The sequence below is a fragment of the Cypionkella sp. PAMC25878 genome, assembly GCF_058135695.1.
The window spans coordinates 680,235-696,419 of record NZ_CM176871.1 but is presented as its reverse complement, the minus strand read 5'-3'; the positions used below and the strand labels follow the sequence as shown (position 1 = coordinate 696,419).

The following is a 16,185-nucleotide window of genomic DNA, read 5'->3' as shown; positions in this document are numbered from 1 at the left end:
GTGATCTTTGCGATCACTCTGCCGCAACCGAAGCCGGTTGGGCCAGATAGGCGAGGATGGAGTCGGCGGCGTCGCGCCCGTCGCGGATGGCCCAGACCACCAAGGACGCGCCGCGCACGATGTCGCCTGCGGCGTAGACGCCGGGGAGCGAGGTGGCATGGCTGCGGAAATCGGCCTTGATGGTGCCCCAGCGGGTGACGGCGAGGTCGGGGACGCCCCAGAGGGTTTGGATCGCTTCGGGCTCGAAGCCAAGCGCTTGCACCACCAGATCGGCGGGCTCGATGTAGTCGGCACCCTCGATCAGTTCGGGGGTTTGGCGGCCAGAGGAATCCGGGGAACCGAGGCGCATTTTTTGCACCATGACGCCTTCGACGGTGGTGCCACCGGTGAAGCCTTTCGGGGCGGAGAGCCAGACGAAGTCTACGCCTTCTTCCTCGGCGTTTTGCGTTTCGCGCTGGCTGCCCGGCATGTTGGCTTTGTCTCGGCGATAGAGGCACTTAACCGAGGTTGCGCCCTGACGGATGGCGGTGCGGACGCAATCCATTGCGGTATCGCCGCCGCCGATGACGACGACACGCTTGCCATCAGCGTTCAGCTCGCCGGAGTCGAATTCGGGCACATCGTCGCCGAAAGATTTGCGATTGGAGGCGGTGAGGTAATCGAGTGCGCGGACGACGCCTTTGGCTCCGACGCCGGGGGCTTCGATGTCGCGGGCTTTGTAGACTCCGGTGGCGATCAGAATGGCGTCGTGTTGGCCGCGGATGGCGTCGAAGCTCAGGTCTTCGCCGACTTTGCAGTTGAGGACAAAGGTGACGCCTGCGATTTCAAGCTGTTCGATGCGCTGCATGACCACGGGTTTTTCCAGTTTGAAGCCGGGGATGCCGTAGGTCAGCAGGCCACCGGCGCGGTCGTAGCGGTCGTAGACGGTGACTTGCACGCCCGCGCGGCGCAAAACGTCAGCGGCGGCGAGGCCACCGGGGCCCGCGCCAATGATACCGACGGATTCGGTGCGCTGGGTGCGGGCTTTGATCGGTTTGACCCAGCCCATTTCCCACGCCTTGTCGGTGAGGTATTTCTCGACCGCGCCGATGGTCACGGTGCCGTGGCCGGATTGCTCGATGACGCAGTTGCCTTCGCAGAGGCGGTCTTGCGGGCAGATGCGGCCGCAGATTTCCGGGAAGGTGTTGGTGGCTTGGCTGAGTTCGTAGGCTTCCTCAAGGCGGCCCTCGGCGGTGAGGCGCAGCCAGTCGGGGATGTTGTTGTGCAGGGGGCAATGCGACTGGCAATAGGGCACGCCGCATTGGCTGCACCGCGACGCCTGCTCGGCCGCTTTGTCGACCGCGTATTGGCGGTAGATTTCATCGAAATCATGGCTGCGGGTGTCGGCATCGCGCTTGGTGGGCATCTCTTTGCCCAGCGTCACGAATTTCAGCATTTTCTGCCCGGCCATGTTCTGCCCCTTAGGTGGAATTGCACTGTCGGGTGTTAATACTTTGGAACGGAGTTAAATAAAAGTCAGTACAGTTGACCTATGTTTGGGTTTTTTCGGGGACAGATCAACAATTCTGACGAGTTAGGTAAAATTTAGGTCAGCATATAATACCTAAATGACAAGACAGGTCAATAAAGCAGGCAAATCGCACAGTGATTCGCTGGGTTAACCGATCAATCCGGCGGCGGAGAGGGCCAGCAGCAAGCCGCCGAAGACGATGCGATAGATCGCGAAGACGGTGAAGCGGTGGCTGCGGATGTAGGTGAGCAGCCATTTCACCGCGACAAAGGCGGTGATGGTCGAGACGACGAAGGCAATGCCAAGCGAGCCCCAGTCGCCCTGCGCCGTGCCGTGGCGGAATTGGCTGAGAAGTTCGTAACCGCTGGCGGCATACATCGTCGGGATGCCGACCAGAAAAGCAAATTCGGTGGCGGCGGCGCGGTTTGAGGTGCCGAGCAGCATCGCGATGAAGATTGTCGCGGCAGAGCGTGAGGTGCCGGGGAAGACGCCAGCGACAACCTGTGCCAGACCGACAGCGATGGCGACGCGCAGGGTGATTTGGGCGTTGTCGGGCAGTTTTTCTGCGTAATGCTCTGCCAACAACATCCAGATGCCGCCAATCACCAAGGCCCAAGCGACGGGCTGAATGGTGGTGGGCAGTTCAAACCCGAGTTTCTTCACGATCAGGCCGAGGATGGCAGTGATCAGGAAGGCGATGGCGAGTTTGATCAGGTAATCGCGGTTTTCGGGGATTTGCCAATGCAGCAACAAATCGGTGATGCGCCGCCAGTAGATCAGCGTCACGGCGAGGATCGCGCCGGCTTGGATGACGATGTTATAGGTGTCCGAGCGCGCACCGAGCCAATGCTCGGCCAGCAATAGATGGCCGGTGCTGGAGATCGGCAGGAATTCGGTGATGCCTTCGATCAGGCCCAGCAGAACGTCGCTTAGATAGGTCACGTCGCACCCGCTTGGTTAAGGCTTTAGGCTTTCTTGAGGTTCTTCGCCGATTCCTTGATCGCCGCGTATTGGCCCGAGGGGCGGTAGCGCCAGAGATATTCCGGGATCACCGAGGTGTAATCGGTTGGGGTGATGCCCAGATCGGCGAGGGTTTTGGCACCGGGGGCGACCACGTTATCGCTGCGTAGGGAGGCTACTTGATCGCGGGTCAGGATCGAGTTGTGGAAGATGCCACCGGTGGCGAATGAAGCGAAATCCAGCAGATTGGCGGGGATGTTCGCGAGGAAGAACGGCAGGTTCAGCACCAGACGGCGGCGGCGGATCACGGTGAGCATCTTGGCGATGATGGCGCGGAAGGTTTCCGCATCGGGGCCGCCGAGTTCATAGGTGCCATGCGCCTCGCCCTTGATGCCTTTGACGGCGGCTTGGGCGACGTCATCGACATAGACCGGCTGGAATTTGGTATGGCCGCCGACGAGCGGCAGGATTGGCCCCAAGCGGGACATCGCGGCGAAGCGGTTGAAGAAGCCATCTTCGTTGCCGAAAATCACCGAAGGGCGCAGGATCATTGCAGTGGGGAAGGCGGCGAGCACCGCGGCTTCGCCCGCGCCCTTGGATTGGGCGTAAAGGCTGGCACCGTTCACATCGGCACCGATGGCCGAGATATGCACGAGGGCAGCGATGCCTTGCTGCGCGGCAAGCCGGGCGATGCGGCCCGCACCATCGGACTGCACGGCGGTGAAGTTATTCTTGCCGCCGCGATCAAAGGTGCCAACGCAGTTCACCACGGCATCGGAGCCTGCCATTGCGGCCAACACGGACGCATCGTCGCGGATGTTACAGAACACCGGGTCGACTTGGCCTGGGGTGCCGTAGGGCTTGACGAACAAAGCCTCATTCGGGCGGCGGCAGGCGACGCGGACGCGCCAACCCTCTTTCGCCATCCGGCGCGCGATGTAGCGGCCCACGAAACCCGATCCGCCGTAGATCGTGACAAGTTTGCTCATGCGAAACCCCTTTGGCCGTGCTTTGCGTTGCTGCCTGAATAATCTGACCGGGTGACAGCGGCAAGTCTATTCACCGTGACAGATTTTCCAGTTTTTTCGTTTAGCCCCCGTTGACTCCCCCATGCGGCTTGGCTACATCGCCACCACGACACTTGCCCTGGTGGCGGAATTGGTAGACGCGCTGGTTTCAGGTACCAGTGTTGCAAGACGTGGAGGTTCGAGTCCTCTCCTGGGCACCAAAGTCCTACAGAAAACCCCGCACCTTAACTGGTTGCGGGGTTTCTTGTTTTGTCGGTCACGAATCGGAATTTCCAAGCTTTGCATTGACTTGCCAAGGCCGACTACTAACGTGGGCCGCCATAAGGTTTGATCTGTGGAGTATGATTTTTGCCGCGACCGATTTTTCTGGGCCGCCCCATCCTGACAGCGACAAATCCGGCATCCGATGAGGTTGGCGGCAGCTTGGCTCTGAGCAATGGCAATTTACTTGCCTATTGGCAGCAGGATCGGCTGGAGGGCAGCACTTTCGTTGCAGAGGGATTCAAGCTGCGGGTTATTGACAGCCTGACTCACAAGCCAGCCGCAGCCATCGAGCTTGATATCGGTCCTGACAGCGCGCGCAGCACGCTGCCCGAAGTGGTCGCGCTGGCGAATGGCAATTTTGTCGTATCATGGGAAAGCACCTATGTGTCCGGTGTGGGCAATGATGTGCTGTTCCGGGTGTTTGACGCGCAGGGCGCACCGGTAACGGCGATACAGCAGGCCGACCCCCGCCCGGCGGGCAGTGGTTCTGCACATGCTCTGGATATTACCGCGCTGTCGAATGGCGGGTTTGTCGCGGCATGGGAGCAAAATCTTAACGCCTCTTACGAATGTTATGCCCAGAGTTACGACGCCAGTGGCGCGGCGGTCGGTGCCGTGGTGCGGTTGAATGCCTTTTTGAAGGGCAGTCAAAACGCCCCGGAAATTCAGGCTCTGGCAGACGGGCGTTTTCTTGCAGTCTGGAGCGATCAGCAGGGTGCCTACGAGAAGCTCGATGGCATGTCGCAGGTGGCGCGGCTGTTTCAGGCCGACGGCACCCCGATCTCGATGGCTTTCCGGGTCAACCAAAGCATTAACGGCATACGTGATACCAGTCGCGCCGTTGCGGTCACAGAGCTTTCTGGCGGTGGTCTGGCACTGGTCTGGCAGCACGGCGTCGATGCCGCCGATGGCTCTAGCACGATTGACACCATTGTCACGCGGGTCTTCAGCAGCACCGGGGCGGCGATCAGCAATGAGACGGTGATCTCGGTCGCGGCGACGGATATGTCAGCTACTAACCCGGTCGTGACAGCCTTGCTGGACGGGCGCTTCATGGCCGCCTGGACGGAGTACACCTTTCACCCGGACACGTACGAGCATTACTCGCACGTGGTGGCGCGGGTGATTGACGCGGATGGCACACCTGCGGGCGCGGCTTTCACCCTGGATGATGCAGCGGCGCAGGGCCCCTCCAATCCCGTCATATCGACGCTGTTGGATGGGCGTGTGGCGATCAGCTACACGGTTCAGGCGGGTGCGATGGGCCGCCCCGATCTGCTGACGCAGATCCTTGATCCCCGACTTGAGGCAGTGGACCTTCATGGTTCGGGCAACAATGACCATATGCTTGGCACAAGGTTCAACGACAGCATTGCGGGCGGTCTTGGCGCTGACCAACTGAATGGCGGTGCTGGTAACGACCGCGTCCTCGGCGAGGGCGGAAATGATGTGATGAATGGCGGCAGCGGCAATGATCAGATTTTTGGTGGCGCGGGGCAGGATACGCTGCTGGGCGGCAGCGGGCGTGATACGCTAATTGGCGGCGCAGGCGATGATGTGCTGACCGGCGGAACGGACGGCGATAACTTCGTGTTTCAAGCCGGGCAAAGTGCTGACAGAATTACGGATTTCGACATCAGCCAAGATGTTTTGAACTTACGCAACCTGCATTTCGCCGATGCCGATGCCGCGCTCGCGGCGTTTTCGCAAACAGCCCAAGGGGCGTTGTTTGCGCATGGGGGGATGACGGTTCTGCTGAGCGGAATTGATGTCGCGCAACTGGATGCAAGCCTGCTGCTTATCTGAAGCAACCCCGGTTATGTCCTGACCGTCGGCTATGATCGGTCAGGACAAATATCGCACTAAACCACCGCTATTTCGACCGCCAAGCGGGCCACCTGTTCGCGGATGTCGGGGATGGCGGTGATCTCCCAAAACGCCGCGCGTGAGGCGGGGCCAATGACATGGATGCGCGGGCTGACCGTGTTGTCTTGGCGGATCAGGCGGCAGTGCTCATCTACATCTAGCCCGATCCGCAGCGGGTCAACGCGGGCGGCTTTTTGTGCCAGCAGACTTTGCACAAGCGGGGTTGCGTTTGTTTCAGGATCGCGGCGGATGCCACGGCAATCAATGATGCGGGATGCGGTGATCGCGTCGCTGTGTTTGCTGCCGTAGGGGCGGATATAGGCGAAGAACCCGCCCTCGGGGCGGACCACGGCGTCTTGGAAGGCGGCTTTGCGGATGGTGAGTTGGCCGTCCAGAATGGCTTGGTGCAAGGCGGTTTGCGATTGCGGCGGGATACGATGGCGGTGCACGTCCCACCATGTTGCGGCGTGGCGCAGGAAGCGGGCACGCTCGGGCACGGGCAGGCCGCGCCACAGGGTCGCGACATGCGGGCGGATGCCATCGACGGCATCGCGCCATGTGCCGCCTTGTGCCACAGCGGCGCGGGCCAGACCGCGCGCCCATGCCAGCAGGGTTGAGGCTGTGGCACCGCGCGGCAGGTGTTTGCTGTCGAGGTGCATCGGTTTGGTGGCGGTGTGATCGCGCGGCAACAGGCCCCGCCGCGACAGCGACAGGATCGGCCCGGTGTGTCCCGAGCGCAGGATGGTCAGCACCTGATCCACCATCGACAGGCCCGAGCCGATGATGATGATGCGCGACTGCGGCGGTGGCGGTTCTTGCGGAGTCCAACCATCGGTCAGCGGCCATTCGCGGGCTTGGTCAGGGATGACATGGCCGGTCGCCAGCACGGCGCGGTCGGCTTGCAGGGCTTGGCCATCGGCAAGGTGCAGGGTGACGCCAGAGTCGGTTTCGGTCAGGTCGGTGACGTCTTGATAAATTCGGGTCAGGCGCGGGTCGGCGTCCCATTCGGCCAGAAGTGCGCCGAGATAGGTGCCATAGGTGGCGCGGCTGACGAAACCCTGATCATTGACCGTGGTGTCTTGGTAGCGTTGCAGCCATGCGTGAAAATGCTGTGGGTCTTCCGGGAAGCCGCTCATGTTATGGACGCGGGTGTTCAAGAGGTGTTCAGGGTCGATAGTGCTATAGGCGACACCGGTGCCCATCGCGCCCGAGCGTTCAATCAGCGTAACGAGGGCGGTGTTGGGTTGGCGCAGCAGATGCACTGCCATCAGCACGCCGCTGGCCCCGCCACCAATGATGGCGACATGCGCGCCTTTTGGCGGGCCAGAGGATAGGTTGGCCGACGTTCTGATCGCCGAGGCGCTGTTGCCGGGGATCGGGGGGATGAACAGATCGTTCATAGCAGGCCTATGGTGATCAGGCTGAGGATGGTGATCGTCAGCAGGGCGGACGCAGCCCAGAGATGGCTGGGCGCGGGCGCCGGGGGAGTGTCGATGCCTTGGGTGGCAAGGTATGCCTCAAGACCGGGATCATAACCGCAGTAGAACATCGGATGTCTCCTATCGTTGGGGGAAAAAGGCGCGGGCGGCGTGGGGGGCGGGGAACTGCGAGAGGGGGCTGGATTGCAACAACAGATCGTCGCGCAGTTGCTTGCCTGCGGGCCAAGAGCCGAAGCCTGAGGCGACGTTGATATGGCCCGCAAAGCCGAGATCGATCAGATCAGCTTGCCATAGGTTGGCCAGATTGCGGGCGCGTTGGAACGGCATCCATGGGTCATTGCGGCTGGCAACGACAGTAGCGGGGATGTGCAGCGGCGCTTCGCGGAGCGGGGCGAAGTTTTGGATGCGCGGCTGGCCCGCAGGTTCAGCAGGCGCGACCAGCAGGGCCGCGCGCACGTTCAGTTGCGGCCAAGCGGTGAGCACGCGGGTGATCAGCACAGCGCCGAGGCTGTGGCCAACAAGCACCGCGCCGGGGTGGCGCAGGATGCTGCCTGCCAGTTCAGATTCCCACCGCGTCGGATCGGGGCGGGTAGGGTCCGACAGGTCCACAATCAGTGCGTGGCTGTCGGTTGCAGCCCACCATTGTTGCCAATGCGGTGCTGCGGAACCATCCAAACCGGGAACCAGAAGCGTTTTCACCATAGCGGCCTCGCTGTGTTGCTTCTGATTACTCTATCAAACTAATCGTGATTTATTTTTCCAAAGTTCCTCGGGGTGGGGGAAGTTTCTTCTGCGCAGGCGGGCCGTCGCGGCAGAGCTGCGTTTGGGCTGATTCTATCGGCTGTGGCTTGGCGTTCAGTCGAGACCGAAGATGCTGCTGACAGGGTCGCCGGCGGCGAGGCGGCGGGTCCAGTCGGCCTCCAGCAGAAGTTTGGCTTCGGCGGCGTCGATCAGATCGGCGAGGCGACTGATGGGCAAGGCGACAAGACCATCATCGTCGCCAAGGATCAGATCGCCGGGTTGCACCACGCAGCCGCCGAAGCTGACGGCGACATTGATCGCGCCATGTTCTGCGCCAGTCGGGCCGCGTGGGGTGATGGAGCGGCTGTAGACGGCGAAGTTCTCAAGGGTCGCGAGGGTGGCGGTGTCCCGGATCGCGCCGTCGCAGAGGATGCCTGCGGCACCTTGGGTATGAAGTTGGCCGCCCAGCACATCGCCGATCATTGCGTTGGCGGCATGGCCTGCGGCGGCAATCACCAGCACCTGACCGGGGCCGGTTTGACCGATGGCGTGCAGCACTGCGCCGAAATCGGGGGCGATGCACTGGACGGTGACGGCCCTTGCGCAGAGGCGTGGTTGTTGGCCTGCCGGGCGGAGGGGGCGAATTGCGGGGCTGATTTGCTGGGTGGGGGCCAGATCGACTGCGACGGCGACGGGGATGCGCTGCCAGCGCGCGAGCAGGTCGGCGGGTAGAGGGTCGAGCGTCGGATTGGCTTGAGTCACTGGCATGGGATGTCCTTTGGTCTGGAAAGCCAGCCGCCAATAAGGCGGCCGGCTCTAGGGGTTATTGCCGCACGCGCATTCCCAGTTTCTCATCGAAAGCGAGCGGTTTGTCGGATTTTGGCAGTGGCGCTTCGGCGACTTCGCCGACCGACACGCCATATTGCCAATCCGGCGGGCAGATCGCGATATAGCGGGCATAGCCACCCAAACCTCCACCGAATTTCGGGAAGCCGATGGCGACCAGCGCGCCGACGGGAGGCACTTTATCAAGGTTCGCCACGCCCTCGGCCTGCGCGAAGCCGTTGTGCATCAGCCAATATTCGCCTTCCAGCGTCGGGGTGGCGTCGGTGTCGAGGGGTTCATGGCCGTGGAACAGGATGTGACGTTCTAGGTGCAGGAATTTGAGGGCATCAAGGCTGACACCGGGGAAAGGCGCGCGCTTGGCAAGATCGGGGTTGGGCCAGTCTTTCGACCAGCCAGAGCGGACAAAGACCACGGAGCCTTCGGGGATCTGGCCGTATTCGGCCTCGAACGCTTTGATGTCCGAGACTTGCAGGGCGTAGCCGTAGTCTTTTTGCACCTGTGGCTCGATATTGATCACCACCAATGGGCGGATGGTGTAGGTGGCGGGGAGTTCGTCAATCGCGGGATATTCCGGGGCCCAATGCGCGGGCGGGTCAAGCTGAGTGCCGAGTTGGTCAGTTTGCAGGGTGTAATTTGTCGCCTCAAAGCCATGGGTTGCATAGGTGAAGACATCGCCCTTTTTGGCGTAACCTTCGATGTCGGCCCCGGCTTTGGCGGGCGAGAAGGTGGAATTGCCAAAGCCGATCCAGACCGGGATATTGGGGGTGATGGTATGGGTCAGATCGACGTATTTCGCGGATTTGAAGGTGTCATTGTAGACCTTCCACAGGCCGGGGTCTTCGGCGTGGGCGGCGGTGCCCAGCGCCAATGCAAGCAGCGGGGCGAGCGGCAGAAACGTCTTCAGGTGCATGGCAGTCCCTTTCATGTTTCAGGTTTTGTTAGGCGGCTTGGGCGAGGCAGGCGCGGGTGGCCGTAGCCAGTCTGCGGATCCCTTCGGTTAATTTCTCGGGGTCGTTGAAGGTGAAATTGATGCGGATGGCGCGGCGGTTTTGGCCCGTGGGGTCAAACACGCTCGACGGTGTGATGCAGGTGCCATGAGCCAATGCGGTGCGGAGCAGGTGATCGGTGTTCAGCGCAGGATTGCGGGCGGTGGCCCAGACGAACATGCCGCCGGATGGGGCTTGCCAATCGAACAGGTCGGCCAGATGGGTTTGCATCGCAACGCAAAGCGCATCGCGGCGGTCGCGGTAGAGGGTCAGGATATCGGGTAGGATGCGGTCGGTCAGGCCCGAGGCGAAGGCATCGAGCGTAATGCGCTGGCTGAGGCCGGAGCTGGACATGTCCGAGCCTTGTTTGGCCATCACGAGGGCTTGGATCATTTCGGGGGCGGCGATCACCCAGCCGACGCGCAGGCCGGGAGCGAGCTCTTTTGACAGGGTGCCGAGGTAAATGACGGGTCCGTTGTAGGGCTCGTCTGTAGCGGCGAGGCTTAGCATGCGCGGCAGCGGCGGGCTGTCGTAATAGAGCGTGCCGTAGGGGTCATCCTCGATCAACCAAGTGCCCGTGGCTTGGGCTGCAGCGACGAGGGCTTTGCGATCCTCCAGCGGCACCAAACGCCCGGTGGGGTTGGAGAAATTCGGCACTGTGTAGGCGAATTGCGCGCCTTGCAGGGCGGTGGCGGGGGTGAAATCATTGACCTCCAGCCGCATCGGGCGGTAGCTGGGGCGGCGGGGACGCCATGCATCCAGTGCGCCGAGGTAAGCCGGGGTTTGGGCGGCGATCAGGCTGCCTTCTTCCAGCAGAACCTTGCCGATCAGATCAAGGCCCTGCATCCCGCCCGAGGTGATCAGCACATTTGCGCGGGTCAGGTGCAGTCCGGGGGCGTTGAAGCGGGCGGCGATCAGGTCACGCAGGGCGAGCAGGCCTTCGATCGGGGCATAGGCGAGTGCGTCGGTGGGATGGTCGGTGACGGCCTTTGCGGCCAGATCGGAAAGCGCGGTGATCGGCCAGGTTTGCGGATCAGGCAAGCCGCCTGCCATGTTGATCAGGCCGGGGATTTGACCTGCCGACAGGAAGATTTGCGTCACGTCATTGGTGTCGCCCAGCCATTTGGCGAAGGCGGGACGTGGGGGTATCGGTTGGGGCATGGCACGCGACTCGTTGTTTGGCGGAAAGATTAGGGCAAGATTTGCGGCGAAACTCTGCAAATACTTGCGCGATTGGTGTATTTCTTGCAGATATTCTCTCAGGATTGGCAATTTATGAGAGAGTTTCCCTATGCTTGATCTCGACTCGATTGATCATCGGATTTTGGATGTGCTGCGGCGGGACGGGCGGATTTCGATGCTGGATCTGGCGGATCGGGTGGGGCTGTCGCCGACGCCATGCGGGCGGCGGGTGAAGCGGATGGAAGAGGCCGGGGTGATCACCGGCTATGCGGCGCAGATTGACCGTCGCGCGTTGGGGCTGAACGTTTGCGTGCTGGTGTCGGTGCGACTTGCGCGGCATGGGCCGGAGGGCACGCGCGAGTTTCTGTCGGCGGTGGCGCGGCATCCCGAGATTACCGAGTGCCTGCTGGTGACGGGTAATCTGGATTACATGCTGCGGATCTGGGTGCGCGATATCGAGGCGTTGGGGGTGTTTATCCGCGATGTGCTGCAATCCATCCCCGCCGTGGCGGAGACCACGACGATGGTTATTTTGAAGCAGGATGGCGCGGCGGGCTAGTGGCCTGCGGGGCGCTCACCTGCGGTGAGGCCTGCGATGCGTTCGACCATGCTGGCGGCGTCAATGCCGAAATGGCGGTAGAGGTCGCCGAGGGTGCCGGTTTGGCCGAAATGCTCGACGCCAAGCGGGATGGTGCGATGGCCGCGCACCCCGCCGAGCCACGCCAAGGTGGCCGGATGGCCGTCGATCACTGTCAGCAGGGTGCAATGCGCGGGCAAGGGGCTGAACAGGTGCTCGATGTGCGAAATCGCGGCAGGATTGCCGCGGGCGCGGGCGCGTTGCGCGGCGGTCCAGCCTGCGTTCAGCCGATCTGCGGACGTTACTGCCAGCACGCCAACGTCGCGGCGGGTTTCGGCGATCAGACCTGCGGCTTTGATCGCCTCGGGCGCGATGACGCCTTGGTAGGCGATCACCACGTCGCAGTTTGGCCCCGGCGGGCGCAGCCAGTAGCCGCCGTCGATGGCACTTTGGCGGAAGGCTTGGTCGGCACGTTGGCCCGGCTGCTCGATGGGGTTGGTGGACAGCCGCAGATAGACAGCACCACCGGTTTCATCGCGCAGCCATGTGCGCTCATCCGGATCGCCCGCGCCGTCGCGTTGCAGATAGTCGAAGGCCCAAGCCATGATGACGGCCAATTCATCGACGAAGGCGGGCTCGAAGGCGGCGAGGCCGTCTTGCGCCATGCCGATGAGGGGGGCTGCAATGGATTGATGCGCGCCGCCTTCGGGGGCGAGGGTGACGCCCGACGGGGTGCCGACGATGATAAAGCGGGCGTCTTGGTAGCAAGCGTAGTTCAGCGCATCGAGGCCGCGGGCGACGAAGGGATCATAGACCGTGCCGATGGGGATCAGGCGTTTGCCGAACAAAGCGTGCGACAGACCTGCAGCCCCCAGAAGCAGAAACAGGTTCATTTCGGCGATACCCAGTTCGATATGCTGGCCTGCGGGGGTGAACTCCCATTTCGCGGTGGAGGCGATTTTCTGATCCTGAAAGGTGTCGGCCTGTGCGGTGCGGGCGAACAGTTTGCGGCGGTTGACCCAAGGGCCAAGGTTAGTAGTGCCCGTCACATCGGGGGAGGTGGTGACGATGCGGGCGGCGAGATCGGAGTCGGTTTTCGCCAGATCGTCGAGGATTTTGCCGAAACCCATCTGGGTAGAGATATCGCGGTCTGATCCGGCGGTGATTTGCGGCACGGGTAGGATTGCGTCGGTGAACTGGCGCGGGCCTTTGGCAAAGAACGGGACGTTTGACAGGAAGTCTTTGAGCGCGGCAGGGTCGTCGACGGTGGCCAGCGGCTCCCATTCTTGGCCCTCGTGCACCCCCATATGCGCCTGCCATTCGGCCATCTGCGTCTTGGTCATCAAGCCGCCGTGGTTGTCTTTGTGGCCTGCAATCGGGGTGCCCCAGCCTTTGATCGTATAGGCGAGAAAGCAGGTCGGGCGGTCGTGATCTATGGCGGCGAAGGTTTCGGCCATGGTTTGCACGCAGTTGCCGCCGAGGTTTTCCATTAAGGCTGCCAGTTCAGCATCGGTGCGGCGCGCGATCAAGGCGCTGACATCGCCCTGATCTCCAAGATCGTCGAGCAGGTGTTGTCGCCAGACAGCGCCGCCCTGAAAGGTCAGTGCTGCGTAAAGCTGGTTCGGGCAGGCGTCGATCCAATCCCGCAACGCCGCACCTCCGGGTTCGGCAAATGCGGCGCGTTGCAGGGCACCGTATTTGATGCGGATCACCTGCCAGCTGAAAGCTTGAAATATTTTTTCAATGCGCTCGAACAGCCCTTCGCGCACGATACCGTCCAGCGACTGGCGGTTATAGTCGATGATCCACCAGGTGTTGCGCAGATCGTGTTTCCAGCCTTCTTGTAGACATTCGTAGATATTGCCCTCGTCCAGTTCGGCATCGCCAACCAGCGCCACCATTCGGCCCAACGGCAGGCCCTGCCCCCAGGCTTTCGCCGCGATGTAATCCTGCACGATGGAGGCAAATGAAGTGATTGCCACCCCAAGCCCCACCGAACCCGTCGAGAAATCCACATCATCGCCGTCTTTGGTGCGACTGGGATAGCTTTGCACGCCGTGAAAGCCACGAAAGTTCTGCATCTTTTCCAGCGACAGATTGCCCATCAGATAGTGCATGGCGTGAAAGATCGGCGAGGCGTGCGGTTTCACCGCCACGCGATCTTCGGGCCGCAGCGCCGAGAAATACAGCGCGGTCATGATCGACACCATCGAAGCGGACGAGGCCTGATGCCCACCGATTTTGATCGCATCGGCTTTCGGGCGGATGTGATTGGCGTGGTGAATCATCCAATGCGACAGCCACAACAGGCGTTGTTCAATAGTCTTCAGATGGAGCATTGCGGCGATTTCCTGCGTTGGCTGTGGTCTTGATTGTGGTATATCGCCAATCGTCAGGTGAATCTCGGCTTTATCAAGCAGTATTGGCCTGATAGTTGGTGGAAATCAGCAATGAATGCGAGAGTTGTAACGATGTCCGCCACACCGGATCGCTTTGATACCGAAATTCTGCGGGCCTTGCAGAAGAATGGTCGGCTGACGATCCATGATCTGAGTGCGCAGATTGGCCTGAGCCCATCCCCTGTGGCGCGTCGGCTGCGGCTGTTAGAGCAGGCCCAGATTATTACCGGCTATGCCGCGCTGATCGACGAGGCGGCGTTGGGTTTTGGCGTGTCGGTGTTCGTTTCAGTGCAGTTAGATAAGCAAGTCGATGAGGCACTGGCGACGTTTGAATCGGCAGTTGTGGGCTTTCCCGAGGTGGTGGATTGCTGGCTGATGACGGGCAATCGCGACTATCTGCTGCGGGTGGCGACTTCGGGCCTGCCGGAGTTTGAACGGTTTTTGGTGGGGCGGTTGACCAAAGTGCGGGGCGTGGCGTCGATTGAATCCTCGATTCCGTTGCGGCGGGTGAAGGCGGGGTTGGCGCGGGTGCCATAGGCGCATCGGCCAAACGGGCGGGAAAGACAAAACTTTCGGCATCGCGCTGCTGCGCAGCATAGCGGTGCTGTTTGGCGGGGAAAATAACACGACCTTTTTCATCGTGCTTTAGCAGCGAAAGGTCTAGCCTTGGGCATCGGCGGCTGATTGGCCGCGTTGCTTTACAAGGATCAGATCATGGCGCTTACCGCTTTCAAACTCTCCCGCCGCGCGTTGCTGGCTGCGGCAACGGCGCTTGTGCTGCCGCTGGGCGCGCAGGCAGACACCACGCCGACGCAAGGCGGCACGCTGATCTATCTCGACCAGCAGGCGCATACGGCGCTCTATCCGCCAGCGGGCGGGTTTTATCCCAACAGCGGCGTGCTGAACCAGATCACCGACAAGCTGACGTGGCAGAACCCCGAGACGCTGGAAATTGAGCCGTGGATTGCGGAATCCTGGCAGATCAACGCGAATTTCACCGAATTTACCTTTAAGCTGCGCCCCGGCGTGACGTTCTCGGATGGCACACCGCTGGATGCGGCGGCGGTGGCTGCGAATTTTGACAGCTATGGGTTGGGGAAACCGGAGCAGAATTTCCGGCCTTCGGAGGTGCTGAACAACTATGAAAAATCCGAGGTGATCGACCCGCTGACGGTGAAGTTCACCTTCAAAAAGCCCTCGCCGGGGTTCTTGCAGGGGACTTCGGTCATCGGGTCCGGTCTGGTGGCGCAAGCGACTTTGGCGCGGAAGTTTGACGAATTGGGCGATGCGACCAAGGTGATCGGTTCGGGGCCGTTTGTAGTTGCCAGCGAGACGGTGGGCACCGAGATTTTGTTCAAAGCGCGCGAGGATTACAACTGGGCCCCGAAAAGCTTCGCGCATCAGGGGCGGGCTTACTTGGATGAAATCCGCCTGCTGATCGTGGCAGAGGATTCGGTACGGATCGGCGCGCTGCTGTCCGGGCAAGCCGATGTGGTGCGGCAGATTCAGGCCTATGATGAGGCGCAGATCACCAATGCAGGCTTCCAGCTGTTCGCGCCGCCGACGCGAGGGATCAACAATTCGGTGGTGTTCCGGCCGGATAACCCGCTCGTGGCGGATGTGAAGGTGCGACAGGCTTTGCTGCATGGCACGGATACCAAGGAAATCGTCTCGACGATCTTCTCGGAGCATTACCCGCAGGCGACCTCTATCTTGGCGTCGACCGCGAAGGGTTATGTCAATCTGGCCGACAAGTTGGCGTTTGATCCGGTGCTGGCGGCGAAGCTGCTGGATGAGGCAGGCTGGGTGCTGAACGCAGCGGGCAAGCGCGAGAAGGACGGTCAGGAGTTGATCTTGACCGCCTATGAATCGCTGCCGCAGCCGCAGAACCGTGCGGCGCTGCAGCTGATCTCGCAGCAATGGGCCAAGCTGGGGGTGACGCTGAACGTACTGCCGGGCGATGCGGGCACGGCGACGGTGGACAATCTGGACCCGGCGAAAACCCCGGTGGCCCCTGCGATGGTGGGCCGTGCTGACCCGGATGTGATCAAGAGCCAATACTATCCGACCAACCGCAATGTGCTGCTGCAAACCGGCGGTGTGGCGACTGAGGTGAAAAGCTTCAGCGATGCCAAGTTGAACGGGCTGCTGGAGGGGATTGCTTCGGAAGTTGATCCTGCCAAGCGGTTGGCACTGGTCGGCGATGTGCAGGGCTATGTGATTGATCAGGCCTATGCGATTCCGATCTTTGAAGAACCGCAAGTGTTTGCCGCTGCGCCCACTATCAGCGGCGTTGCGTTCGAGGCTGTCGGGCGTCCGTCTTTCTACAATGTTTCCAAAGATAACGCCACGCAATGACGCCTCGACCCGCGCGCCCGTCCCCTCCG

At 61.5% G+C, this 16,185-nt stretch carries 14 protein-coding genes and 1 tRNA gene; 5 read left to right on the top strand and 10 right to left on the bottom strand.

The window, feature by feature from the left end; genetic code table 11:
- Window positions 1-13 precede the first annotated feature (13 nt).
- The 3 genes from ACS5RD_RS03235 to ACS5RD_RS03225 form a co-directional block, all read right to left on the bottom strand.
- The gene (locus tag ACS5RD_RS03235; RefSeq protein ID WP_489929964.1) at window positions 14-1,450 is read right to left on the bottom strand and encodes an NAD(P)-dependent oxidoreductase; all 1,437 of its coding nucleotides are present in this window, start codon (window positions 1,448-1,450) and stop codon (window positions 14-16) included.
- A 207-nt stretch (window positions 1,451-1,657) separates the two neighbouring features.
- Complete coding sequence (locus tag ACS5RD_RS03230; protein WP_489929963.1) at window positions 1,658-2,452, bottom strand: undecaprenyl-diphosphate phosphatase; 795 nt, start codon at window positions 2,450-2,452, stop codon at window positions 1,658-1,660.
- 23 nt (window positions 2,453-2,475) lie between these two features.
- On the bottom strand, window positions 2,476-3,459 hold the full coding sequence (locus ACS5RD_RS03225; protein ID WP_489929962.1) for a complex I NDUFA9 subunit family protein: 984 nt from the start codon (window positions 3,457-3,459) through the stop codon (window positions 2,476-2,478).
- Between the two features lie 154 nt (window positions 3,460-3,613).
- On the opposite strand from ACS5RD_RS03225, the gene ACS5RD_RS03220 reads away from it, so the two are divergent.
- Together ACS5RD_RS03220 and ACS5RD_RS03215 are read left to right on the top strand one after the other, a co-directional pair.
- Window positions 3,614-3,698 (top strand) — tRNA-Leu (locus tag ACS5RD_RS03220).
- 148 nt (window positions 3,699-3,846) lie between these two features.
- The gene (locus ACS5RD_RS03215) at window positions 3,847-5,568 is read left to right on the top strand and encodes a calcium-binding protein (RefSeq protein WP_489929961.1); all 1,722 of its coding nucleotides are present in this window, start codon (window positions 3,847-3,849) and stop codon (window positions 5,566-5,568) included.
- Between the two features lie 56 nt (window positions 5,569-5,624).
- On the opposite strand, the gene ACS5RD_RS03210 is transcribed toward ACS5RD_RS03215, so the two are convergent.
- From ACS5RD_RS03210 to ACS5RD_RS03185, 6 genes are all read right to left on the bottom strand, one after another.
- Window positions 5,625-7,028, bottom strand: coding sequence for an FAD/NAD(P)-binding protein (locus ACS5RD_RS03210; protein ID WP_489929960.1), 1,404 nt, complete (start codon window positions 7,026-7,028; stop codon window positions 5,625-5,627).
- The gene (locus tag ACS5RD_RS03205; RefSeq protein WP_489929959.1) at window positions 7,025-7,177 is read right to left on the bottom strand and encodes a hypothetical protein; all 153 of its coding nucleotides are present in this window, start codon (window positions 7,175-7,177) and stop codon (window positions 7,025-7,027) included. The genes ACS5RD_RS03210 and ACS5RD_RS03205 overlap by 4 nt, the downstream gene beginning before the upstream one ends.
- A 10-nt stretch (window positions 7,178-7,187) precedes the next feature.
- The gene (locus ACS5RD_RS03200) at window positions 7,188-7,769 is read right to left on the bottom strand and encodes an RBBP9/YdeN family alpha/beta hydrolase (RefSeq protein WP_489929958.1); all 582 of its coding nucleotides are present in this window, start codon (window positions 7,767-7,769) and stop codon (window positions 7,188-7,190) included.
- Window positions 7,770-7,922: 153 nt separating this feature from the next.
- Window positions 7,923-8,576, bottom strand: a complete 654-nt coding sequence (locus ACS5RD_RS03195) for an RraA family protein (protein WP_489929957.1) — start codon at window positions 8,574-8,576, stop codon at window positions 7,923-7,925.
- 55 nt (window positions 8,577-8,631) lie between these two features.
- Window positions 8,632-9,564, bottom strand: coding sequence for a cyclase family protein (locus ACS5RD_RS03190; protein ID WP_489929956.1), 933 nt, complete (start codon window positions 9,562-9,564; stop codon window positions 8,632-8,634).
- Window positions 9,565-9,592: 28 nt separating this feature from the next.
- Window positions 9,593-10,801: an aminotransferase-like domain-containing protein gene (locus tag ACS5RD_RS03185; protein ID WP_489929955.1), complete on the bottom strand. Its 1,209-nt coding sequence runs from the start codon at window positions 10,799-10,801 to the stop codon at window positions 9,593-9,595.
- A 130-nt stretch (window positions 10,802-10,931) separates the two neighbouring features.
- Between ACS5RD_RS03185 and ACS5RD_RS03180 the strand changes: the two genes are divergently transcribed.
- Complete coding sequence (locus ACS5RD_RS03180; protein WP_054006665.1) at window positions 10,932-11,381, top strand: Lrp/AsnC family transcriptional regulator; 450 nt, start codon at window positions 10,932-10,934, stop codon at window positions 11,379-11,381.
- On the opposite strand, the gene ACS5RD_RS03175 is transcribed toward ACS5RD_RS03180, so the two are convergent.
- The gene (locus ACS5RD_RS03175; RefSeq protein ID WP_489929954.1) at window positions 11,378-13,738 is read right to left on the bottom strand and encodes a transketolase; all 2,361 of its coding nucleotides are present in this window, start codon (window positions 13,736-13,738) and stop codon (window positions 11,378-11,380) included. The two genes, ACS5RD_RS03180 and ACS5RD_RS03175, sit on opposite strands and share 4 nt — an antisense overlap.
- A 132-nt stretch (window positions 13,739-13,870) precedes the next feature.
- Between ACS5RD_RS03175 and ACS5RD_RS03170 the strand changes: the two genes are divergently transcribed.
- Both ACS5RD_RS03170 and ACS5RD_RS03165 read left to right on the top strand, forming a co-directional pair.
- The gene (locus tag ACS5RD_RS03170; protein ID WP_489929953.1) at window positions 13,871-14,335 is read left to right on the top strand and encodes an Lrp/AsnC family transcriptional regulator; all 465 of its coding nucleotides are present in this window, start codon (window positions 13,871-13,873) and stop codon (window positions 14,333-14,335) included.
- 177 nt (window positions 14,336-14,512) lie between these two features.
- Window positions 14,513-16,156: a TIGR04028 family ABC transporter substrate-binding protein gene (locus ACS5RD_RS03165; protein ID WP_489929952.1), complete on the top strand. Its 1,644-nt coding sequence runs from the start codon at window positions 14,513-14,515 to the stop codon at window positions 16,154-16,156.
- Window positions 16,157-16,185: the final 29 nt, after the last annotated feature.